Source organism: Sphingomonas sp. SphC10 (genome assembly GCF_057004845.1).
In genome coordinates, this window is sequence record NZ_CM168044.1 from 832,501 (window position 1) to 854,915 (window position 22,415).

General features: G+C 62.5%; 16 protein-coding genes, 1 tRNA gene and 2 rRNA genes (1 of these 19 running past the window's edge). 13 read left to right on the forward strand and 6 right to left on the reverse strand.

The window, feature by feature from the left end:
• The 3 genes from ACWKSV_RS03740 to ACWKSV_RS03750 form a co-directional block, all read left to right on the forward strand.
• A 23S ribosomal RNA gene (locus tag ACWKSV_RS03740) occupies nucleotides 1–2,165 on the forward strand; it begins 631 nt to the left of the window's first position.
• Nucleotides 2,166–2,299: 134 nt separating this feature from the next.
• Nucleotides 2,300–2,414, forward strand: a 5S ribosomal RNA gene (rrf, locus tag ACWKSV_RS03745).
• 56 nt (nucleotides 2,415–2,470) lie between these two features.
• Nucleotides 2,471–2,547: transfer RNA gene (locus ACWKSV_RS03750), tRNA-Met, on the forward strand.
• Here the strand turns inward: ACWKSV_RS03750 and ACWKSV_RS03755 are convergent.
• Together ACWKSV_RS03755 and ACWKSV_RS03760 are read right to left on the reverse strand one after the other, a co-directional pair.
• Nucleotides 2,504–4,171, reverse strand: coding sequence for a recombinase family protein (locus ACWKSV_RS03755; RefSeq protein WP_445265574.1), 1,668 nt, complete (start codon nucleotides 4,169–4,171; stop codon nucleotides 2,504–2,506). The genes ACWKSV_RS03750 and ACWKSV_RS03755 overlap by 44 nt on opposite strands.
• Nucleotides 4,168–4,320: a hypothetical protein gene (locus tag ACWKSV_RS03760; RefSeq protein ID WP_156884259.1), complete on the reverse strand. Its 153-nt coding sequence runs from the start codon at nucleotides 4,318–4,320 to the stop codon at nucleotides 4,168–4,170. Before ACWKSV_RS03760 ends, ACWKSV_RS03755 begins: the two co-directional genes overlap by 4 nt.
• Before the next feature lie 91 nt (nucleotides 4,321–4,411).
• On the opposite strand from ACWKSV_RS03760, the gene ACWKSV_RS03765 reads away from it, so the two are divergent.
• The 8 genes from ACWKSV_RS03765 (at nucleotide 4,412) to ACWKSV_RS03800 (ending at nucleotide 13,200) form a co-directional block, all read left to right on the forward strand.
• Nucleotides 4,412–4,969: a helix-turn-helix domain-containing protein gene (locus ACWKSV_RS03765; protein WP_076715975.1), complete on the forward strand. Its 558-nt coding sequence runs from the start codon at nucleotides 4,412–4,414 to the stop codon at nucleotides 4,967–4,969.
• Between the two features lie 339 nt (nucleotides 4,970–5,308).
• Complete coding sequence (locus ACWKSV_RS03770; protein WP_156884260.1) at nucleotides 5,309–6,814, forward strand: Shedu immune nuclease family protein; 1,506 nt, start codon at nucleotides 5,309–5,311, stop codon at nucleotides 6,812–6,814.
• Nucleotides 6,815–7,026: 212 nt separating this feature from the next.
• On the forward strand, nucleotides 7,027–8,463 hold the full coding sequence (locus ACWKSV_RS03775) for an IS1182 family transposase (RefSeq protein ID WP_083706642.1): 1,437 nt from the start codon (nucleotides 7,027–7,029) through the stop codon (nucleotides 8,461–8,463).
• 582 nt (nucleotides 8,464–9,045) lie between these two features.
• Nucleotides 9,046–10,164 (forward strand): S1 family serine peptidase, encoded by a 1,119-nt coding sequence (locus tag ACWKSV_RS03780; RefSeq protein ID WP_172839653.1) that lies wholly within the window; start codon nucleotides 9,046–9,048, stop codon nucleotides 10,162–10,164.
• A 12-nt stretch (nucleotides 10,165–10,176) separates the two neighbouring features.
• A complete protein-coding gene (locus ACWKSV_RS03785; protein ID WP_076715984.1) occupies nucleotides 10,177–11,175 on the forward strand; it encodes a hypothetical protein in 999 nt (332 codons plus the stop codon).
• 4 nt (nucleotides 11,176–11,179) lie between these two features.
• The gene (locus tag ACWKSV_RS03790) at nucleotides 11,180–11,704 is read left to right on the forward strand and encodes a hypothetical protein (protein WP_156884261.1); all 525 of its coding nucleotides are present in this window, start codon (nucleotides 11,180–11,182) and stop codon (nucleotides 11,702–11,704) included.
• On the forward strand, nucleotides 11,686–12,234 hold the full coding sequence (locus ACWKSV_RS03795; protein ID WP_076715988.1) for a hypothetical protein: 549 nt from the start codon (nucleotides 11,686–11,688) through the stop codon (nucleotides 12,232–12,234). Before ACWKSV_RS03790 ends, ACWKSV_RS03795 begins: the two co-directional genes overlap by 19 nt.
• A gap of 27 nt (nucleotides 12,235–12,261) precedes the next feature.
• The gene (locus ACWKSV_RS03800; RefSeq protein WP_076715991.1) at nucleotides 12,262–13,200 is read left to right on the forward strand and encodes a peptidoglycan-binding domain-containing protein; all 939 of its coding nucleotides are present in this window, start codon (nucleotides 12,262–12,264) and stop codon (nucleotides 13,198–13,200) included.
• A gap of 299 nt (nucleotides 13,201–13,499) precedes the next feature.
• Here ACWKSV_RS03800 and ACWKSV_RS03805 read toward each other — a convergent pair whose 3' ends face one another.
• Together ACWKSV_RS03805 and ACWKSV_RS03810 are read right to left on the reverse strand one after the other, a co-directional pair.
• Complete coding sequence (locus ACWKSV_RS03805) at nucleotides 13,500–15,824, reverse strand: GH92 family glycosyl hydrolase (protein WP_076715993.1); 2,325 nt, start codon at nucleotides 15,822–15,824, stop codon at nucleotides 13,500–13,502.
• A 125-nt stretch (nucleotides 15,825–15,949) separates the two neighbouring features.
• Nucleotides 15,950–18,568, reverse strand: a complete 2,619-nt coding sequence (locus ACWKSV_RS03810) for a M1 family metallopeptidase (protein ID WP_237243337.1) — start codon at nucleotides 18,566–18,568, stop codon at nucleotides 15,950–15,952.
• A 140-nt stretch (nucleotides 18,569–18,708) separates the two neighbouring features.
• Here ACWKSV_RS03810 and ACWKSV_RS03815 point away from each other — a divergent pair, with 140 nt between their 5' ends.
• Complete coding sequence (locus tag ACWKSV_RS03815) at nucleotides 18,709–19,803, forward strand: SPL family radical SAM protein (protein ID WP_076718116.1); 1,095 nt, start codon at nucleotides 18,709–18,711, stop codon at nucleotides 19,801–19,803.
• Entirely contained in the window at nucleotides 19,800–20,285 is a 486-nt protein-coding gene (locus tag ACWKSV_RS03820; protein ID WP_076715995.1) for a metallophosphoesterase family protein, read from the forward strand. Before ACWKSV_RS03815 ends, ACWKSV_RS03820 begins: the two co-directional genes overlap by 4 nt.
• Nucleotides 20,286–20,611: 326 nt before the next feature.
• On the opposite strand, the gene ACWKSV_RS03825 is transcribed toward ACWKSV_RS03820, so the two are convergent.
• Nucleotides 20,612–21,088, reverse strand: coding sequence for a nuclear transport factor 2 family protein (locus ACWKSV_RS03825; RefSeq protein WP_076715997.1), 477 nt, complete (start codon nucleotides 21,086–21,088; stop codon nucleotides 20,612–20,614).
• Between the two features lie 13 nt (nucleotides 21,089–21,101).
• Nucleotides 21,102–22,187, reverse strand: coding sequence for a serine hydrolase domain-containing protein (locus ACWKSV_RS03830; protein ID WP_237243338.1), 1,086 nt, complete (start codon nucleotides 22,185–22,187; stop codon nucleotides 21,102–21,104).
• Nucleotides 22,188–22,415 lie beyond the last annotated feature (228 nt).

Below are 22,415 nucleotides of genomic sequence, written 5' to 3' on the forward strand. Positions count from 1 at the left end.
GCAAGCTTAAGCCGATAGGTGTAGGCGCAGCGAAAGCGAGTCTGAATAGGGCGACTTAGTTTGAAGTATTAGACCCGAAACCCGGCGATCTATGCATGACCAGGATGAAGGTGCGGTAACACGCACTGGAGGTCCGAACCGATTAACGTTGAAAAGTTACCGGATGAGTTGTGCTTAGGGGTGAAAGGCCAATCAAGCCGGGAAATAGCTGGTTCTCCGCGAAAACTATTGAGGTAGTGCCTCGAGCGGACACCATAGGGGGTAGAGCACTGGATGGTTGCGGGGGTCGCGAGATCTACCAATACTAACCAAACTCCGAATACCTATGAGTGATACTCGGGAGACAGACGGCGGGTGCTAAGGTCCGTCGTCAAAAGGGAAACAGCCCTGACCTACAGCTAAGGTCCCCAAGTCGTGTCTAAGTGGGAAAGCATGTGGAAATCCCAAAACAACCAGGAGGTTGGCTTAGAAGCAGCCATCCTTTAAAGAAAGCGTAACAGCTCACTGGTCTAAACAAGGGTTTCTGCGGCGAAGATGTAACGGGGCTCAAGACACGCACCGAAGCTTAGGGTGTACACTTTCGTGTACGCGGTAGCGGAGCGTTCCGTAAGCCTGCGAAGCGATCTGGTAATGGGTCGTGGAGGTATCGGAAGTGCGAATGCAGACATGAGTAGCGATAAAGAGGGTGAGATGCCCTCTCGCCGAAAGACCAAGGGTTCCTGCGCAAGGCTAATCCGCGCAGGGTGAGCCGGCCCCTAAGACGAGCCCGAAGGGGGTAGTCGATGGGAACCACGTTAATATTCGTGGGCCTGGTGGTGTGTGACGGATGGTGTGTGTTGTCTGACCTTATCGGATTGGTCAGGCTTCGAAACTGTCCCGGGAAATAGCCCCACCGTATAGACCGTACCCGAAACCGACACAGGTGGTCAGGTAGAGTATACCAAGGCGCTTGAGAGAAGTGTCCTGAAGGAACTCGGCAAATTGCCTCCGTACCTTCGGAAGAAGGAGGCCCCATGTAAGCGCAAGCTCTCATGGGGGGCACAGGCCAGGGGGTAGCGACTGTTTAGCAAAAACACAGGGCTCTGCTAAGTCGGCTTCAAGACGACGTATAGGGCCTGACGCCTGCCCGGTGCCTGAAGGTTAAGTGGAGGAGTGCAAGCTCTGAAATGAAGCCCAGGTAAACGGCGGCCGTAACTATAACGGTCCTAAGGTAGCGAAATTCCTTGTCGGGTAAGTTCCGACCTGCACGAATGGCGTAACGACTTCCCCACTGTCTCCAGGACATGCTCAGCGAAATTGAATTCTCCGTGAAGATGCGGAGTACCCGCGGTTAGACGGAAAGACCCCGTGCACCTTTACTGCAGCTTCAGAGTGGCATTGGACAAGAACTGTGTAGCATAGGTGGGAGGCTTTGAAGCATTGGCGCCAGCCGATGTGGAGCCATAGGTGAAATACCACCCTGTTGTTGTTTAATGTCTAACCTCGTACCGTGAAACCGGTACAGGGACCCTCTGTGGCGGGTAGTTTGACTGGGGCGGTCGCCTCCTAAAGAGTAACGGAGGCGCGCGAAGGTTGGCTCAGGCCGGTTGGAAACCGGCTGTTAGAGTGCAATGGCATAAGCCAGCCTGACTGCGAGACTGACAAGTCGAGCAGAGACGAAAGTCGGTCATAGTGATCCGGTGGTCCCTCGTGGAAGGGCCATCGCTCAACGGATAAAAGGTACGCCGGGGATAACAGGCTGATAACCCCCAAGAGCTCATATCGACGGGGTTGTTTGGCACCTCGATGTCGGCTCATCACATCCTGGGGCTGGAGCAGGTCCCAAGGGTTTGGCTGTTCGCCAATTAAAGTGGTACGTGAGCTGGGTTCAGAACGTCGCGAGACAGTTTGGTCCCTATCTGCCGTGGGCGTCGAAATTTGAGAGGAGTTGACCCTAGTACGAGAGGACCGGGTTGAACGTACCTCTGGTGTACCTGTCGTCGTGCCAACGGCGCAGCAGGGTAGCTATGTACGGACGGGATAACCGCTGAAAGCATCTAAGCGGGAAGCCTCCCTCAAGATAAGATTTCTCAGGACGGTCGAAGACCACGACCTCGATAGATCGGATGTGGAAGTGCGGTAACGCATGGAGCTAACCGATACTAATTGTCCTATTCGCGCTTGAGAGCTCCACACCCCCACCATCAGCCCTGGGCTAGATGGCAGGGTGCGGTCATCATACAAGCCAGTGCACAGCATCGATTTTATACCCATCACCCTCGAGCCAACCCTCGAGGGTCAGTATTCGCGGACTCTATTGCCTGGTGGCCATAGCGTCGGTGTCCCACCCGATCCCATCCCGAACTCGGCCGTGAAACCCGACTGCGCCAATGGTACTACTGCTCAAGCAGTGGAAGAGTAGGGCGTCGCCAGGCATTACAGCCCGCGAATACAAAAACCCATTCACTTGTCTCACCACCTTCCACAGCGTCGCGGGGTGGAGCAGCCCGGTAGCTCGTCAGGCTCATAACCTGAAGGCCGCAGGTTCAAATCCTGCCCCCGCAACCAACACCACACACCACACGCCGCCCTCACGGGCGGCGTCGCCGTTTATGGCATACGACACCAGCGACGCCACGCTGGCTACCACCTCCGCTGCAGGACCCGCCGGTTCATCCGGATAGATCGTCACGCTCTCGATAAGCCGCGACATGATTGATGCAGCCTGCCCGCGTACCGCAGGATCTTCCAGCGTGCTGCGCAGGTCGGCGATCCGCGCCCGAAACTGGGCCTGCAGAACGGATGGCGTTGGAAGCGAGGGAGGCGAAACCACACCTCTGTCGACGATAGCGTTTCGCGAGATCAGGCTGGCCTTCTCCGTCTCCCGTTCGTCGATCATCTGACGCAGGGCAGGGGGCGCAATACCCGCCAGCAGATTTTCATATAGATTGCCGAGTTCGCGCTCCAATTGCTGCAGCCGGATCCTGGCCGTGTCAGCCTCATGGCTGTCGATCCGCGCAAGCCGCGTGGCTTCGCGCTCATATTCCGCAATGAACAGGCGGACGTGGTCTTCGGTGAGCAGACGGTGTTGGATAGCCGTCAGGCTTGCCTCTTCCAGGGGCCCCTTGCGGACCGATAGCCTGTTGTCACAGGTGCCACGTTCCTTCTGACCGGCGCAGCGATAATAGTCCTTGCCGCTGATCGTGTAGTTGGACCCGCAGCAACCGCATCGGATCAGGCCGGATAGCAGATGCTTCTTGCGATTACCCTGGGCCAGCGGCAGCGACGTGGTGGTGCGCTTGCGGGCGTTCATTTCCGCCTGCACCGCCTCGAAGTCACTGTCATCGACGATGCGGAGGTCCGGGACTGCCACCTCGATCCACTCGCTGGGGTCTCGAAGCTGATAGCGCCGTTCGCGCTTTTCCGAGTCCGGATCGCGGCGCCAGTGTCGACGTTTCCAGACAAGCCGTCCCGTGTAGAGGGGGTTGTTAAGGATGCCGACCAGCTTTTTGTGGTCGCCCCGGATGGTCGAGGCATTCCACTCCCCGCCACGAGGTGCTGGAATACCCTCAGCATTCAGGCGGGTGGCGATATCGACGGACGACAGGCCACCAGCGAACCATCGATAAATTTGGCGAACCATGTCTGCCTTTGCCTCGTCGATCGCGAGCAGCCCACGGACGAGTTCGCCTTTCTCATCGAGCTGGATGACGCGCTTGTAGCCATAAGCGCGTCCACCAGGGAAACGCCCTGCCAAGACCGCGGCCTCCATGCCGCGCAGGGTCTTGTCGACAAGGTGTTTGAGGAAGATCGCGCCCATCAGGCCCGCGACGGCGAATTTGATCTCATCGACCCGGCCTTCGCTGATCGTATGCAGCTGCACGCGGTGATAGGGCAGTTTCTTGCCCAGCCAGGCCACGTCCTCCGCGTCACGCGCCAGCCGGTCCAGTGACTCGCATACAATGAGGTCGACCTCGCCCGCCTCGACGGCTGCAAGCAACCCTCTCAGTCCGGGGCGGTCGCGCCGATAGCCTGAAATCTCTGGATCGAGCCAGGTTGCTACGACCCTGCCACCAAGGAGATTGACGAGGGGCGCACACGCCGCAACCTGATCGTCGGACGACGTGGCCGTTTGTAGGGCGGTCGAATGTCTGCCGTACAGTGCGACGCGACGTTGGCCGGAAATGTTCATGAGGATGAAGCCTTTTCTGTTGGGGGCCGTGCGGAGGACGTGGTGTGGCGGTGTTCCGCCGCCAGCTGCCGGGCGAGCAGCTGCACGAGTTCGGCCAAAGCCTTCTCGCTTTTTGCATTTTTCACCCACGAGATCCGCGCAATGGCCATGGGGCGGTGATAGGAAGACAGAATTTGGGCGTGCATCAACGATACACAATCGTTAGATCGTATTTAGATGGCCCATCGAAAGCCCGCCCGGATGCGCCTCCCGCCTGGCTATGCCAGGCTCAAGGACAACCTTGGCCAGATCATCCGGGCGCACCGGCTGGCCGGCACCGACACAGATGGGCCTCTGCCGCCCAAACTCTTCGCACACCGCGTCGGCATTAGCCGGGTAACGCTGTCGCGGATTGAGCATGACCGAGCCTGGCCACGCTCCGAGACGCTGGAGGCAATCATCGACATTTTCGGGATCGACTCGTCTGATGTTGCCGAGCCCGGTGTGACGCGCTCACCACCTCGGCGGATACCTGACACGCTGCAGGATCTGCAGCGCGACACTCTCTGTCGAGCATTGAGGGCAGGGCGCATCGCATTGGGATGGAGCCTGTCGGACCTGGCGCGCTACAGTGGCATATCCGCGTCGCAGCTATCGAGGATCGAACGCGGGCAGGGCGGTAAGTCTGCGGTCTTTGGCTGGCACCCGGATTACCTGGCGATAGAACTGCAGGACCGGTTGATCGCGTTCACTCACCCCGTCCTGGCAAATGTCGCAGGGGGCGGGGTTCGACCTATCCATCCCAGTTATCAGAAATGAACGACACATTGTCCTATAAGGCAGTTTGACCACCGACCTCATGATGTCGGTAGGAATGCTGAAAAACTGGTGGGAAGCGGGCGGGCCGCTTTAGCGCGTCGGTTTGTCAATCCTGGCCGTTCGTTCACCGGACTACCTACGGCCGCTAAGCGCCGCTTCGCCGAGTGAGGGAGCCGAAGCGCGAAGCCGCCGTCGTACGCATCCTCAGAGCGTATCCTTCGGAGCAGGTTCTAGTTAGGGAATGTCCAGCCCATGTCGTCAACTGCGATTCTACATGGTGGAGCCGTTCCACTGCCCTGCAACTCGGCAGGCTTACTCTAGGGGAAGGTGAGAAGGCCTGTGGATGACGCAAATAGATCCGATGCAACTTCGAGAGGCGGCGATTACGAAGCGACGATCGATCCATTTTTCGAATTCCTGCCGGACACCGGCTGGAACGCTTGCGTGGGCAAGCAGGGCTACGAGGAGAATTACGTAGACGGCCACATGGAGGCGGCGCAGCGATTGGTCGCGCTGGTTATGGACGAGCAGCTGGCAGGCAGCCGCGATACGCTCGTCCTGCCCATCCTCTACAATGCGCGCCACGGCATCGAACTGGCGCTCAAGTTCGTCATCAACAGGCTGCATGAGATCGGCATGGTCGCCACCCGGCATGCGGTGAACCACGACATCCGTTCGCATTGGCGGCATCTCGTGGACTCGCGGGTGGGAGACGAGGCCGTCAGGAACCTCGTATCGGAGCTTGGCTCCTACGTCGTGAGCCTCGCTGCGATCGACGACGATGGGCAGCAGCTGCGCTACGCCGAGGACCAGGAAGGCAGGAGGAGCCTGGACGATCTGGCGGTGGTCAACCTCCAGCTGATCCGCCACAGCCTGGACGCGGTTGGCTCGATACTCGCGAGCCTGTTCGTCGCTCACCGCGACATGTCTATCTTCCGCGGTCTCTCCGCAGTCATGCCCACCGGTGGCGAGATCGTGATCGGCGGTGACGAGGACGGCTCCATACCTATCCAGGAGTTCGAGCGGCTGCTCACCAAGTTTCCGACGACCACCGAGCTGAATCGCTACGCCCGAGCACGCGTTGCGGACGTGGTTGGCCAGTATGTCGACGGCATGGCTGATGCCCGGCGGCACTATGAGGAGTATATGAACCGCCACAAGGCGATTGGCGCGACCGGCTCGCTAGACACCGAGGAGCTGCTGGAGGCGGAACTCGCGAAGTATCAGCTGATCCGTGACACGCTTCGTGGCTGGCTCGCGGCCGCCGAGGTCAGGGTAGAACGCGACTGGCAGCAGCTCCTTATGAAGTTCCTGCTGCTGATCTTCCCGAAGTACGTCGCGATACTCGAGAACGTGCAGATCGCCGACGTGTACTCCACACCGGGTCGAGCGCGCAGGCGCTTCATCGACATTGCGCTGGTGGACGCCGCCGGGAACCTAGACGTCATCGAGATCAAGCGGCCTCGTGGGGGCCTGCTGGCGGGTGGCGACTACCGCGAGAACGGCTTTCCGAGCCGGGAGCTCTCCGGGACGATCATGCAGGCGGAGAAGTACTTGTTCCACCTGTCTAAGTGGGGGCTGGACGGCGAGCGTGCGCTGACGGAGCGGTACGCCGCGAAGCTGCCTCCCGGGATGTCGATACGGGTCACGAACCCGAAGGCCATCGTGATCCTCGGGCGGGATCCGACGGGTGGGGTCGGTGGCGAGCAGGCGGTGGATCTCGAGGTGGTCAGGCGGAAGTACGCGAACGTGATGGACATCATGTCCTATGACGACCTTCTGCGCCGCCTCGACAACGTCATCGCCTCGCTTCGCAGCCGGATCGACGAAGAGACTTACATCTGAGCGCGTGAAGGGTCAAAACCGAGCGGTTCTGACACCAGGAAGCCGCGCCAACGTGAGATGAGCGAACGGCGGAAACTGCGCCTGCGAAAATGGGGCTGCCAACGTCTGCACTTGGTCGCCGGGAAAGAAGGGAAGAGCGGCAGCTTCCGACCGAGGCTGTGTAAAAACGTCGGCATCTGCTATGGTTCTTTGGCGTTTCGGGAGGCTTGGGCATGGGCCGTTTCGTACACGGGGAAGACCGTCGGCAGGACTATTTGCTGCCTGCATCGCTTGATGATTACGTATCGACAGATAACCCGGTGCGGGCGGTCGAGGCGTTCATCGATGCGCTGGATCTGAAGGCGCTGGAGTTCGCGGGCATGACGCCGGCTGAGACGGGACGGCCCGCCTATCATCCGGCGACGATGCTCAAGATCTACCTCTATGGCTATCTGAACCGGATCCAGTCGAGCCGACGGCTCGAGCGTGAAGCGCAGCGCAACGTGGAATTGATGTGGCTGACGGGGCGGTTGGCACCCGACTTCAAGACGATCGCCAACTTCCGCCAGGCGAATGGCGCTGCGATCCGGGCAGTGTGCAGCCGGTTCATCACGCTGTGCCGGCAATTGGGGCTGTTCACACGCGCGGTGGTCGCCATCGACGGCAGCAAGATGAAGGCGGTCAACAACCGCGACAAGAACTACACGGCCGCAAAGGTCGCCTCGCGGATGAAGCAGGTGCAGGTCAATATCGACCGGTATCTCGACGCGCTTGATCGCGCCGACCGCGAAGAAAGTGACATTGCCGAGCCGAAGGCGAAGCGATTGACGGAGAAGATCGCCCGGTTGCGCGCGCAGTTGCGCGATCTTGCGGTACGTGAGGAGGAAGTCCGGAATGCGCCGGACCAGCAGGTGTCGCTGACCGATCCGGACGCTCGCGCCATGGCGAGTGCAGGGCGCGGCACAAGCATCGTCGGCTACAATCTCCAGGCGGCCGTCGATGCCGAGCATCACCTCATCGTCGCGCACGAGCTTTTGAACATCGGATATGACCGCGGGCAACTTGCCCCCATGGCGGCGAAAGCCAAGGACGCCATGGGGGTGGAGACTTTGGATGCCATTGCCGACAAGGGCTATTTCAAGGGCGAGGATATCCGGACCTGCGAGGGGATGGGCGTTACTGCCTTCGTGCCCAGACCGCTGACCTCAGGGGCGAAGGCGCAAGGTCGCTTTGGCAAACAGGACTTCGTCTATTTGGAGCAGGAAAACGTCTATCGTTGTCCCGCCGGCGAAGACCTGATCTATCGATACACCTCGGTCGAGGCCGGTATGACGCTCCATAGCTACTGGAGCTCGAATTGCCAGACATGCGCACTTCATGACCGATGCACGACCGGCAAGGAACGCCGGGTCAAAAGATGGGAACATGAGGCAGTCGTCGAGGCGATGGAGCGGCGCCTCGATCGTGCGCCAGACGCCATGCGGATCCGCCGGCAGACTGTCGAACATCCGTTCGGCACGCTGAAAGCATGGATGGGCTCGACGCACTTCCAAACGAAAACGCTCAAGAATGTCAGAACGGAGGCCAGCCTCCATATCCTGGCCTATAACTTCAAGCGGCTGATCGCCATCCTCGGCGTCCAGGCAATGATCGCAGCAATTCAAAGTTGAGCGTCAACGCTCAACCTTCAACGCGCCGCGCCGGAAATACCAACCAGCTGCTGTGAAGCCGTTTTTACACGGCCTGGACCAAACTTTGCCGTTGGCGTTCACTCCAGCGAACGTCTGGTCCCGACAGTAACTGCCGTTCGCCCCAATCAAGGCCAGTGATCGGAACATGCCGAAAGGTTGATCGTCTGCGCTGCCTTCAGATCTCGGGCAGCGAACCGGCACGTCGGAACTCTGGGTTATAGCGGAATGGCTGCTTATGGGCGGCGCCTGACGGTAAACGGCCGTTTGTTCAGGGGTTAGTGGTCCGAGGCTACGGTAAATGTCCACACAAGCTGGCGGGGGTTGCGCCGCGAGCGCCAAACCAAATAGCGGCGCGAGCGATGTGGATCTTGCATCGACCCCGCGGACGGCCCGTCACATCCCTACATTTTCCCTAGCGCAGCCTTGCGCTTCGCCGTTGTGGGCCATACCATCTGACACTTGTCGCGCCGTCGGCACGACTCGTGTGCGTACCGGGGCGGACGGACGTTCGGAGCGCTGCTACCCCATCCATCTCTGAAGCCTTCGGGAGGGAGTACGCGCGTGGCGCGCAGTGCTGGATCGGACATTGGCAGCCTCGTCCGCGCGGCGGAGGACGGGTTGCTTGACCCCCAAGCGTCTCCGCGAAGGTATGATCGCGGCGGCGGGACGGAAGGGCGGATTCGCCGGATGATGCAGCAGTTCGGCCGCGCATTCGAACGGCGTGGCGGCAGCGGCGAGGACGGCATTGACTCCGGGCTGGCCGTCGCGGCCGAGCTGGTTGCCGCGGCGATGGCGGAGCAGCTTGCCTCGTTCGGCAGACGTCAGAGCGTGACCGGTGCGGACCGCCGTTTCCTGGTGACCGCGGGCGGTCGCAGCTCAGCAGTCATCATCCTTGATCCGGGCATGCCGCGAGGTACGGTGAGGCAAGTGCCCTTCGAAGAGGCGGTCTCTCCCCAAATCCTGTCCCAGGCGGCGGAACGCATGTTCGCGGATGCGCGGGAGCTGAAGACCCGTTCGCCGGAAAGCCGCATCCTGTCCCAACTAGGGCCAGCCTCCGCTGATTTGGCACGGGCGGTCGCACCCGACGTGATCGTCACGAGCCGCCCCCGAATGGAGCCGCTGTGCGTGCCGAACCCGATGATGACGGTCGACCACGCGGGCGAGCTGTCGACCGCGGGCATCATGTGCCGCAACCCCGCCGGTCAGCTCGGCGTTACAGCCTGCTATCACGGCACCGGCCCCGTCGGCACCCAAGTCGTCGTCGACCTGCGCCAGACCATGGTCGCCGCCGCAGATCTGATCCAGGATATCGTCTTCCTGCCGCTCGACGAGGCGATGAACCTACCTGAATTGACTGCATGCAGCGGTATCCGCAGCGACGAGGCGCCGTCCGCGGGCATGCCCGTCCGCTTCGAGGGTGCGAAATCGGGTGCGGTCCGGACCCGAGTGTCTTCGCACGACGCAGGTCTGCTCCGCCGCCGCCCAGGCATACAACTGAAGGTCCAGACGCCTGCCGACACCAACCGCGGAGATTCCGGCTCCGCGCTGGTCGACGGCCGCGACCAGGTGGTCGGGTTCGCCTTTCATCGCAGCGCTTACGGTGAGTTTCCGGAGATTACCGACTGGATCTGGGCGAGCAATGCGCTCGCCGCGCTCGGACTGACGCCGCTGAAAGTCTGAAGGAGGATTGCGATGGGATGGCTTGGTGATTTGTGGAAGACGGTGCGCGGCGCGGAGGCCGAGGACCTGATTTTCGCGCCCAACCTGCCGATGGAAGGGCTCGATGCCTCCAAGCCGATCGTGCGCGACGGCTGCTACGTCGAGCTGGTCGTCGAGTCCCTACGGCTGGAGCGGGCACGGATGTTCGCAACGAAGTTTCACGGCATCGTCTACTCCTTCGTCAAGCTGTCGCGGCAGGGTGAGGAGAGCGCGGTCGTCGCCGCGGTGTCCAAACCGCCCAAGCTCGCCGAACTCGATCCGGATTCGATCGGCAAGGTGATCACCGTTCACAAGTCGATGATGGGCGCGGTGCCGTGGCGCGGCGGCGACCTGGGGCTGGAGCTCGGGCTGTTCTCTGTCAAAGCTGGCAATGTGTTGACCCCGGTCGTTGACTACGTCAGCCGCGTGTCGCAGATCGCAGGGATCAGCTTCGTCGGTGCAATCAAGCCGTTCGTGCCGCTGATCACCGAGGGTATGGACCTGATCGCGGGCCAGCCGAGGGACACCGCGCTGGAAGTCGGGATCGACACAACGATCAATCTCGAACGCCCCGGTGCCTTCGCGATCATCGCCGCCAAGAAGGGCAGCATCGACGTCGCGCGGCTGTCGGTCGATCCGGCGGACAACAAGCTGCTCGTCGCGGGCGAGCCGCTGAAGGCGGCGTATTGCGTGTTCTCGATCCGCGCGGTCGACCGCAAGGCCGATTACGGCGACATTCCCGAGCTGAAGGCGAGCTATGCCGCGTTCCGCGCCGCGATCTTGAAGGGGGTCGAGGCGGATGCGAAGGAGACGCTGGCGGTGTTCCGACGTACCGCGATCTTCTCCCCCGATCTGATCACCGCCGACGCGCGCCAACTTGTCGCGGCCGCAGAGGAGCTGATGCGCGATGCGTTCGGCGGCGGCGCGATCTCCGACACTGGCCAGGTTCCCGGCGTGCCCGACACGCTCGCCGGCCTGCCGCTATACCAGTAGCACCATGCCCACACGTCTCGTCCGCATCGCCTTCACCCCGAGCGGGTTCGCCGAGCGCAGCAAGGTGTGCGCCGAGCTGCCCAACCAGGGCGACAAGTTTTTCGACGAGACGCTGGAGGTGGACATCCCGCCGCTCGACTATCCCGCCAGCGCGGGCGGCGTGGGCGGAACGATGCGCGACGCGGGCGACGATGGGCCTGACTTCCCGCGGCAGGTCGGCATGCTCGCCGATGTCGAGCGGGTCGGCGATCCGCTGCCTGATCCCCGACCACCAAGTCAACGAGTTCCAGGCCGCGCGCAACGCCGCAAGCAACGAGGGCCTGCGCATCCGGTTGAACTTGTGCCGGTCCGACGACGACACTCCAGTATCGCCTGGGAGGCGGCAGGGAGCGCAGCACCGTCGGGCCGTTATGTTGGAGGTCATGCGGGTGCTCGCCGGATTCGAATCCGTAAGCCACCCCATCACAGGCCAAGCGCGAGACTCCGGCGAAATAGAAGGAGGTGGGTGAAGTGGCCTATAAATTTCTGACGCTGAAAGTGAAGAACCGAGGTACTCCACCCGATGCCTTCCTCAATGAGCTTGTCGCTTGGGGGAAGGCCGCACCTGACGCAATCTTTGCGCCCAATGCGGTGCACGACGTCTATTCCTCGGTTCGGGAAGCATTGGGGCCGTGGCTCGATCCCAAGCACCGCAGGGCCGTGATGCTGGAGGTCATGCGCGTTCTCGCCGGGTTCGAGTCTTCCTGGAAATGGAATGCTGGCGTCGATGTCACCAACCCTACCTCCACGACGCCGACTACGATCGAAGCCGGGGCTTGGCAGGTCAGCTCCAACTCGTTGAGCTTCGGACAGGACCTTAAGGATCTGGTGAACGCCAGGGTCGGCACGACAGACGGCAATGCTTTCCAGGCCGCAATGAAAAGCGACCATGCGCTCGCGATGGAATACATCGCCCGGTTGCTCCGGCATACGGTCAATCACAACGGCCCCGTGAAACGCCATGAGATCGATCCTTGGCTTAGCCGTGACGCGGTGGCTGAATTCATCAGTTTGATCTGATTTCATCTCGTAACGGGGGACATTTCGATGCCGGATTTCGTGCTGGACTATGCGCTGTTCGAAAGGGCTGCGAGGCGCAACAACTATCCTTTGGACCATGGCTCCCTCATGTTCTTCGGCGTCAGGGGAGCCTTGCCTCTCGATGTATCGGGCACGCCCTTCGGGAATGGACATCCGATGCGCGTCACCGATCCCGATCATCTGCTCATGCGCTGCACGCTTGGCCAGGTGCGATCGTCGGACCAGACGCTGGCCGTCTTCCCCGGCTCGACGGTTCCCACCCTGAAATATGTGAAGGCTGCGATCGCCAAGGGCGGCGCAGGCGTCAACACGCTGATGCTGGGAAAATATGCCTACACTCGAGGCATACACAAAAGCAGCAAGCCCACCGGCCACCGCGCGTTCCTGCAGGCCATGTTCTTCCCGGTCTGGCGAACGGCCGACGATACCGATTACGATCTCGATGACCAGATTGACAATGATGGCGGCATCGTGGCGGACAATCTCCACTGCGCCTATCACGATAACCTCGCAACGCCGGGCTACAGTAGCGCGGGATGCCAGGTGGTCGCGGGTCGGCCTTCAATGCCCGCCAACGGCAACCTTCCCGAGAGCGGGCCGTGGAAGCGCTTCATTGAAAACGCCTACGGCGCGGCGCACCCCCTCCAAAAAACCTATGCCTATTATCTTTTCAGCGGCACGGAATTGGCGATGGTCGCCCTCAAGCCGGACAGTGATCTGGTCCAGTCAGTACGATTCGGCTCGGAAGGTACTTTGGTAAAGGATGTGCAAAAGGCCCTCAAAACTAAAGGGTATCCGCTGGGCACGGTTAACGGCAAATTTGACCGCGACACGTTAGAAGCGGTCATCCGCTTTCAGATCGCCAATTTCGGCAAAGGCCAAGCAGACGGAATCGTCGGCGCGAATACTGGCGTAGCACTTGGCGTGGACATGCCGACGCTTTAAGTCATGCTTATAAGTTGCCCTAGCGGCGGTTAGATGAATGAACGATTGCTTCTTTGTGGCCATATAGATGCGGACTTACCGGATCACCCGAAATAAGGGGCAAACGAGAGAGGGGTTGCGCTGTCCAACAAATGACCGGTTTCGGTTTAGACCGACGTTCAGAACCGCGCAGCTATACGACTGGTTTGTCCCAAAATTCATCATTCCCCAGCTGCTCGTCGAAGGGTCGACCGGATATGAACGGATGTCTGATGTTGGGGAGGGTGCAAGGACGCTTAAACGTCGCATTGTGGGTCTTCTCACCGCGTCGTGCTGGCAGAATATGGTCGATCCTTGGGGTGCGTTGCCCAGGCGGTGTTCGGCGTCGTCTGCATCGTAAAACGCAACTCGCCACCAGCCACGATCTCGTCGTGCCGCAGATAGGCGCGCGTTACGGGTATCCCGTTCAGCATCACCTTCCCGACATAGGGATGCCGGTCGTCCAGTTGATCGGCGATCACGGTCAGCTGCCGCCCGTTGGGCAGGGAAAGCACGGCTCGATTCAGGAAAGGACGACCGATCACATATTCCAGGCTGCCGGGCGTCACCGGGTAAAAGCCCAGCGCAGTAAAAACGAGCCAGGCGGACATCTGCCCGAGATCGTCATTGCCGGACAGCCCGTCGGGCGTCGGGCGATACTGGCTCTCGACGATTTGCTTTAACCGCGACTGTGTCCGCCACGGTGCGCCAGCATAGCTGTAGAGATAGGCGACATGGTGGCTGGGTTCGTTGCCGTGGATATACTGACCGATCAGTCCGGCGATATCCTCGGCATGGCTATAGTCGAGTTTCGAATTGTCGAATTCGAACATCGCATCCAGCTTGGCGATGGTAGCCGCATCGCCGCCGAGCGCGCCGACGAGTGAAGCCTGATCCTGCGGCACGAACCAGCTATATTGCCAGGCATTACCCTCGGTATAATCCGATCCGTAGTTGATCGCCGTGGGATCGAACGGCGTGCGGAACGATCCGTCGCTCTTGCGCGCACGGATGAAGCCGGTCCGGGCATCAAAGCTATTCCGCCAGTTGCCTGCACGTCTTTCGAATGTCGCAGCGATATCGGTGCGGCCCATGGCGCGCGCCATCCGTGCGATCGTCCAGTCGTCATAGGCATATTCGACAGTCTTGGAGGCCGCCTCCGGCTCATGATCGATCGGCACATAACCGCGCTTCATATACTCGCCCAAGCCGCCATAGGGCGCATAGGTCGCGCTCGCGACCATGGCGGAAAGCGCCGAGTCCGCATCGAACCCTCTAATCCCCTTCAGATAGGCGTCGGCGATAACGGGTGCGGCGTGATAGCCGATCATCGTCCACGTCTCGCGCCCTTGGAACTGCCAGACGGGGAGGACGCCGTCAGGACTATCCCCGCGACTGGCCACGAGTGACTGGACGATCTCGCTAGATAGGCTTGCCGGCTGGACGAGCGTCAGCAGCGGATGCTCGGCGCGGAACGTATCCCAAAGCGAGAAGGTCGAACGGAATGTATAGCCTTCCGCACGGTGCACCTGACTGTCGGGACCGCGATAGCGGCCGTCCGCATCGCTGGCGACGGCGGGCGCCAGCAAACTATGGTACAGCGCAGTGGCCACGGACTTCGCCATTGGGGCAGGCGCGTCAATCTTCACCACGTCCAAGGCTGCGCGCCACGCCTGGGCGGTCTTTGCCCGGATGGCATCGAAATCGCCGGGTTCGCTCGCCAGGTTTGCAATCGCGCCCGCCTCATCGACCGACGAGATTGCACTGATCACTTCAAGCGGTTGGTCGAGGGGGCCGAAATCGAAGCGGGCGACCAATGCGCGTCCGGCGCGCTCCGCAACCGCGTCACTGCCGCGCCCCGGTCCCTGGAAGCCCTTATAAGGGACGTCCGTCTCGGTCGAGACAAACGCATGCCCCTTGAGCGGCACGGAAAAACGGATCGCAAAGCACAGGTTTCGGTCGGGCGCCCAGCCGCGCGTCTGTCGGCAGCCGGTCACGATGCCATCGGGACGCAGCCTGATCGAGGACCACAGGACCTTTCCAGGATAGTTGTAAAGTGAGCTGCGCAGATCGAGCACCAGATGCATGGACGGCGCGCTGGACACGGCACGATATCGGGCGACGCCGATCCGTGTCCCTGCGGTCAGCTCCGCCTGGACGCCTCGATCCTCCAGCTTGACGGCGTAATAGCCTGGCCGCGCGACCTCTGTCGCGTGATCGTAGCGCGAGCGATAACCCGACCCCGGCTTGCCTGCGTTGCCGGGCTCCAGTGGCACGCTATCCCCGCTGACCGGCATCATGAGGAAATCGCCGAGATCCGAATGCCCGGCACCGGAGAAGTGCGTCAGCGAAAAACCTTGGATCGTCGGATCTTCATAACGATAGCCCGCCGCATGGCTGTAGCATTCCCGAATGACGCAAGTCGTGTCGGTGTCTGGCGAAAATTGCACCATGCCAAAGGGCGCAACTGCCCCGGGAAAGGTGTGGCCTTCCCCACCCGTGCCGATCATCGGGTCGACCCGATCATAGGTCGACTGCGCGGACAGCGGCATCGCGGCAAGACTTGCGAGCAGGGCCAGCACGGCCCCTTGGCGGGAATGCTTCATCGCCGCATTAAAGCATTCCGGGGCCTCTGGCGAAAGTCGCTCGTCGCTGTACGTCCATCATTTCAAAGGTTTGGCTAGGCTGCCGCATGCAAGGCGGGCTGGGTGTCCGGTTGCCGGGTCCTTCATCAGACCTCTGCTGACGTTGGAAATGTCGCGGCCCTGATATGCACGGTTAAAGCGAGTTCATCGCGTGCGGTCAAAACCTTGCGACGTACATCGAGGGGAAGGGCGGGGCGCGCGTCCAGGAACCGATCGACGACATCGAGCGCCGCCGCATCGCGCTGGCCGCCGATAAAGGCGTCGATCCAGGCAGGCAGGAAGAAGATGCGCCGGTTCTGGCGAATCCATTCGAGCCGGTCGAGCGCCGGGCGCAGGAAGGGCAGAGTAAGTTCGGCCTGCTCGACCGTATTGAACGCGCCCAGGCTTTCGCTCACCCAGGCTTCGTTGAGCGCGGCATCGTCGAAATAGCGGGCAAAGTAGGCGGCCTTGACCGCGCGGTCGGGTGTCGCCGCACGGGCGACGAAGGCGTCCTTCACCGTTTCGCTCGTTTGGTCGAGCCGTTGCTCGGCCGCGTAGAGCGCGGCGGCATCGGGCGCCGCGACCGCAATCAGGCGACGGACGATCGCCCAGCGCGTCGGCTGGCGGACTGCGGCGCCGACCAACGTCGCGCGGCCCGCCAGAAGGTCGCGCAAGCGGACAAGTGCGAGCGGCGTCCGCGCGGTCGCGATCAGGCGATCGAGCGCGTCCTTGCGCAGGCCGTATCCCAGGTTCGCATTGTCGATGCGGGCGAGCAGCGCCTGTTCCCAGCGGGGCCGCAGCGGCGCGGACGCATCGTCCGGCAGGTAGACGTCGAGTGCGGCGGCGCCGCGCGACAGGATGGTGCGCGAAATCTGTTCGTCGGTTTCGCCGGGCAGGTTGTCGAGCAGCATCGTGATGTAGCGCGCCGGTGAGAAGCGGACGTCGCGGACGGTGTCCCACACCGCGCTCCACAGCATCGCGCGGAGCAGCGGGTCTTTGACCGTGCCGACATGCGTGACGATCCAGGCAATGGTGCGATCGTCGGGCAGGAACAGGCCGTATCCCTGGTCGTCGTCGTTCGGCCAGACATAGTCCGGCACCGGCAGCCCCTCCGCCCCGGCGACGATCGCGCTCGTGCCGGAGAAGGCGGCGTCGAGCACTACGTCAGTGCGGTCGCGATAGCCCAGCCGTACCCGGACCTTCATCGGCCATGCGCCGCCACGGTCGCCGGGCAGCGATCGCACCGGCCGCTGGACGAGCGTCAGCGACCCGATCCGGCCGCCCGCGATGCGGAGCTGCGTGTCGACGCGGGGGAGGCCGGCGCGTAGCATGTATTGGCGGCCGAATGCGGTCAGGTCGACGCCGGATGCCGCACCGACTGCGCGGAGCAGGTCCTGCCAGGTCGCGTTGCCATAGGCATGATCGATGAGGAAGCGGTGGAGGCCACGGCGGAACCCCGCCTCGCCGACCAGGAAGGTGAGCTGTTTGATGACCGCCGGCGCCTTGTTGTAGACGATCGGGCCGTAATTGCTCTTGGCGGCATTGAGATTGTCGAGCGGCTGCCACAGCGCCTGCGTGCCGCTGGTCGCATCGGCGCGATAGGCGGGCGTCTTGGTCGACAGGAGGAAGTTGGTCCAGGCGTTGCCGTCAGGCTGAAGCTCGGCCTGGATGCGTGCAGCCATGTAGGTCGAAAAGCCTTCCTTCAGCCACAGGTCGTCGAACCAGCGCATGGTGACGTCGTCGCCGAACCATTGATGGCTGATCTCGTGATAGATGGTGGCGTCGCGGCCGACGCGTTGCGGCAGCGTCGGCGGCTCGCGGAAGATGAAGCGGTCCTCGTTGTAGAAGACCGCGCCGACATGCTCCATGCCGCCGAAGGGAAAGGCGGGCGCAAGCACCAGGTCGAGCTTGGCGAAGGGAAAGGGGACCTCGAACCAGTCGCTGAGCCAGCGCACTGCGGCGCGGTTGGTCGCGATCTGCGCCTCGGCATCGACCTCGGCGCGGCGCGAGGCACGCGCATAGAGGCTGATCGGCCGCTCCCCCGCGGGCGCCGATGTCCAATGCGTCCAGGGTCCGGCGGCGAAGGCGGCGAGATAGGTAGAGATCGGCTCGGTTTCTGCAAAGCGCCAGCGCGTACCGCCGGTCGCCGGCTGCTGCCCATCGAGCGGCCCGTTGGCGATCACCGTCCAGCCGGCCGGCGCGGTGATCGTCCAGCGGAAGCGCGCCTTGAGGTCGGGCTGGTCGAAACAGGGGAACAGCAGATTGGCATCGGAGGGGACGAGCAACGTGTAGAGATAGGCCTGGCCATCCTTGTCGTCATGATAGCGGATGATCGCCGCCCCCGATGCCGCGATCGGTGTCGCGAACCGTGCCGAGACGATATTGGCGCCGGTCTTCAGCAACGCTGCGGGCAAGACAAGGTGTCCGTCGACCCGCCCCGCAGCCGGTAGCGGACGGCCGTTGACCGTCAGATCGGCGAGCGTGGGGCCGCGAAAGTCGAGGACTAGATCGCGGCTGTTGCCGACGCGATCGAAGCGGATGACGACCCTGCCCGCGGCGGTGTCCGTTGCGGTCAGGTCGAACGACAGGTGGTAGCGGACGCCGGAGATCTGCGCCGCGCGCGCCCTTGCGAGGTCGAGTGAAATGCCGCGCCCGACGGTACCCTCCGCCGACAGGCCGGCGGCACGCGTCTGTGCCGCGGTCCACAGGCCCATCGGTGCGAGCATCGCGGAGCGGAGCAGCGTACGGCGTGTGTCGAGGAAGTGCAGGTCGGCCCCCTGTCGTGGTCAAGCGCCGATTCTAAGACGATGGGGCGGTGCCTGTCGATCGGTTGGACCGTCCCGGCGTGCCGTTCGTTGGCTTGGCCATGGCGACGATAGCGACAGCACCGACGATAGGGAGACCGGGGGCAGGATGGCGCCCGCGTCGGTTGCTGGTGACGCGCTCGGCGCTGGGCTTCGCGCATGGCCGAGCCATCGTCGCACGTGCTGAAGTGCAGGGTATCGAGATTGTGGCGCTTCCCGGTGATCGCCTCTCACTGGGGCTACCCGACGATCCGCGGCGCGCCTACGCGGAGGCGAAATCGACGCTAGCGGTGGTGGTCGCGCCACCGTCGAAACGGCGGTTGCAGCCGATCGCGCCCAGCGCCGACTGGCGGGTCGACCTTGCCGAAGGGTGTCCTGCGCATTGCAGCTATTGCTATCTCGCCGGGTCGTTGAAGGGGCCGCCGATCACCCGTGTCTACGCCAATCTCGACGAGATACTGGACGGGCTGCCAGCGTATCTGGGACAGGGCAGCATCACCTCGCGTAGCGAGGCGCGCGCGCACGAAGGCACGACGTTCGAGGCGTCCTGCTACACCGATCCGCTGGGTCTGGAGGCGATCACCGGATCGCTGTCAGCGGTGATCGCCTGGTTCGGCCGCTGGGAGGCGGCGGCGCAGTTGCGCTTCACCACGAAGTTCGCTGACGTCGGGCCGCTGCTCGGCCTCGATCATCAGAAACGCACGCGGATGCGCGCCTCGATCAATCCGACGATGTTTGCCCGGTTCGAGGGAGGTACGGCGCCGGTCGCAGCCAGGCTCACGGCCCTGGCCGACATGGCGCGCGCGGGCTATCCGATCGGCCTGACGATCGCGCCGATCATCGCGGCCGACGGCTGGCGCGAGGCGTACGACGCTTTGCTCGCCGATGCGGCAGGGGCGCTGACAGGCATTGCCGATCTCGACCTGACGGTCGAACTCATCACGCATCGCTTTACGCCCGGATCGAAGGCGGTGCTGGAGAGCTGGTATCCCGGCTCCGCGCTCGACATGGGGGCGGACAACCGGACGACAAAGCGCACCAAGTTCGGGACTGAAAAGCAAGTCTATGATGCGCCGACGATGCGATCACTTCGCCTGTTTTTCGAGGAAAGGATCGCGTCGCTGCTACCGGCGGCGCGCATCCTCTATTGGACATGACCGTCTTCTTCACCGCCGACACGCATTTCGGCGATCACCGCACGATCAACATCCACAAGCGACCCTTCGCCAGCGTGGCCGAGATGGACGCCGAACTGATCGGCCGCTGGAACGCCGTCGTGGGCGTAGAGGATGTCGTCTGGCATCTGGGTGATGTCGCGCGGCGGCCGGCTGATGTCGCGGCGCTGCTCGCCAGGCTCAACGGAACCAAGCACCTGCTCCGCGGCAACAACGATCCCGACGCCACGGGCGCCGCACCGGGCTGGGCGAGCGTCGGCGACTATGCCGAGATCGAGGTCGAAGGCCGTGCGCTCGTCCTGGGGCACTACGCCTTTCGCAGCTGGAACCGCCAGCACAAGGGCGCGCTTAACTTGCATGGGCACAGCCACGGCCGCCTGACACCGACGCCGCGCCAGTTCGACGTCGGTGTCGACGCGCGCGATTTTCAACCGGTGACGTTGGCGCAGCTGCTTGCGAAGTGAGCCATGGGGTCGACCGGGGATATTCTTGTCATGACGCTGCGACGAGGCCGCATCGCTCGCCACTGACCTGATCCGCAACCTCAAGCTCGAGGGATTTCCGACGCCTTCGAACGAGTTTATCGACTGGCGTGCTGGGTCGGACGGCGAATGGAGGCGGCCGCTGCATGAACCCCGTCACGTTTGCGTGCGCAAAGCGGTTTTATGGTGCCCAACGCCTGTATGCGACCAAGATTAATGAGCGTCCGCTTTTGGGGACGGGGAAGGCCAGCCTGAACGTCCATAACTGGGTATGGTTCGCCAAACCGGGTCGGGAAGCACCCCACCAGCTATCTGTCAGTGGTGCTTCGCCCCTCCGCAGGCGTCGTGGCGCGGTGCCCGTAGCTGAGGACGCTGGTGATCCGCCAGGCACCATCCTGCTTCGCCCAGACCATCACGAACTTGGCGATCCCTTCGCATCGCCGGGTCGCCAGCTCACAGAAGCGGTGTTCGCCCTCCTCGATCGCGCCATAATCCTTGATTGGATAGACGCGGAACGTCGCCGGGATCAGCTCGCGCTTCACTTTCCCGCAGATGTATTTGCGCACCCCGTCCACCATCGCGTTACGCTCGAAGGTCGCACCGCCGGTGTCGTGGTAGAAGGCAACCTTCGGGTCGAAATAGCCGGAAAAGGTCGGCAGGTCGCAGCGGTTGTAGGCGGCGAACACCTTCGCATCGAGCGTGCCGATCTCGGTCGTCAACGGATCGGCCGGGGGCGGCACGGACGTCGCGAGCAAGGCTGCGGCAACGGCGATCGCGGTCATCATGGCTTTGGTCCTGTCAGTTCATCTGGCCGCGGAGGAAGGCGATCAGCTTCGGATTGCTCCCCGTGCGTTCGAGGATGGGCAGGATGACCCGCCAGCCGTTGTCGCTGTTGGTCAGGATGACGATGCCGTCGCCGCTCGCACGATCGATCGCGGCGAAGGTGAACGCCCCAGCATCCTTGCCGGTGTGAAGCATCGTCGTACCATCGGGAAAACCAAGGAGCTGCCAGCCGAGGCCAAAGCCGGTCCAGGGCGGACAGGTGGCCGCTTTCGATCCGGCACATGTTTTGGGCGTCAGGTCGGCCTGCGATATGCTGCGCTCCGCCGCGACAGATGCGGACAGGCCCCGGTCGTTGCGCGCATCGATCAGGAAGCGGGCATAATCCCGCGCCGTCGCGTGCGCCAGATCGGCAGCGTTGTATCGCGTCACACGCTCGACCGGCAACGCCTTCCCTGCGTCGTCATAGGGCACCGCGATCGGCACCGTCTCGCCTTGCGCCGACACATAACCCGAGGCGAGCATGTGGGCAGGAGCGAACAGCCAGCGGCCAGCGAGCGCCTCGAACGATTGTCCGGTGCGGTGCTCGGCATAGCGCGCCGCATATTGATACCCCTCACCCGAATAGCCGGTGGTCGTGCCGGGATCATGATCGAACGCCAGCCCCTTCGCGTCACGCCAGTTCGGCAACCCGGTGCGATGGCTCAGCGCCATGCGAACCGTCAGCTTCATCCGCCGGGGATCGCGCGACAGGTCGGGGTCGCTCCAGTAGCGATCCATCGGCTCGTCGAGCGACAGCTTGCCGGCCGACACCAGTCGCAGGATGACCTCTGCCGTGAGCGGCTTCGTCAGCGAGGCGAGATTGTAGGGCGTGGCGACGGTCGCCGCCCGGTTCGGTCCTGCCATGCCCCATGCGCCCGTCGAGACGATCTGTCCGTTGCGGATCACCGCGATCGACGCGCTTTCCACGCCCTGTTCGCGGAGGGTTGTCGTCATATCCGGCAGTGCGGTGTTCGTCTTGGCGTCCGCCATGAAGGCGCAAGCCGTCAGCGCAACCAAACCGCCGTAAACCGCCTGCTTCAGCACACTGACTGTATTAATCATATGCAACAGCTAGCGGTGTCTAAGCACGGGCGCAATTAAGATCGTGATACCCATCGAGGTGACAGACATGAGAACTGCGCAGAATTGTCGAAACGCCAAGCTCTTGGAGAAGCTCGCGGGTGATGGAGCAGGGCGAAGGCTTTGGTGTTCCGCCGCGCCCGGCATTAACGGATGGCACAAAGCGGGGGGTCAAAAAAGAGTCGCGAATGACTCGATATGGGTCATTGG

Bases quoted from the DNA above. Each gene is read 5' to 3' on its own strand.
- ACWKSV_RS03755 (WP_445265574.1), bottom strand. From the start codon at position 4,171: ATGAACATTTCCGGCCAACGTCGCGTCGCACTGTACGGCAGACATTCG.
- ACWKSV_RS03760 (WP_156884259.1), bottom strand. From the start codon at position 4,320: ATGGCCATTGCGCGGATCTCGTGGGTGAAAAATGCAAAAAGCGAGAAG.
- ACWKSV_RS03765 (WP_076715975.1), top strand. From the start codon at position 4,412: ATGCGCCTCCCGCCTGGCTATGCCAGGCTCAAGGACAACCTTGGCCAG.
- ACWKSV_RS03775 (WP_083706642.1), top strand. From the start codon at position 7,027: ATGGGCCGTTTCGTACACGGGGAAGACCGTCGGCAGGACTATTTGCTG.
- ACWKSV_RS03785 (WP_076715984.1), top strand. From the start codon at position 10,177: ATGGGATGGCTTGGTGATTTGTGGAAGACGGTGCGCGGCGCGGAGGCC.
- ACWKSV_RS03790 (WP_156884261.1), top strand. From the start codon at position 11,180: ATGCCCACACGTCTCGTCCGCATCGCCTTCACCCCGAGCGGGTTCGCC.
- ACWKSV_RS03800 (WP_076715991.1), top strand. From the start codon at position 12,262: ATGCCGGATTTCGTGCTGGACTATGCGCTGTTCGAAAGGGCTGCGAGG.
- ACWKSV_RS03805 (WP_076715993.1), bottom strand. From the start codon at position 15,824: ATGAAGCATTCCCGCCAAGGGGCCGTGCTGGCCCTGCTCGCAAGTCTT.
- ACWKSV_RS03810 (WP_237243337.1), bottom strand. From the start codon at position 18,568: ATGCTCGCACCGATGGGCCTGTGGACCGCGGCACAGACGCGTGCCGCC.
- ACWKSV_RS03815 (WP_076718116.1), top strand. From the start codon at position 18,709: ATGGCGACGATAGCGACAGCACCGACGATAGGGAGACCGGGGGCAGGA.
- ACWKSV_RS03820 (WP_076715995.1), top strand. From the start codon at position 19,800: ATGACCGTCTTCTTCACCGCCGACACGCATTTCGGCGATCACCGCACG.
- ACWKSV_RS03825 (WP_076715997.1), bottom strand. From the start codon at position 21,088: ATGATGACCGCGATCGCCGTTGCCGCAGCCTTGCTCGCGACGTCCGTG.
- ACWKSV_RS03830 (WP_237243338.1), bottom strand. From the start codon at position 22,187: ATGATTAATACAGTCAGTGTGCTGAAGCAGGCGGTTTACGGCGGTTTG.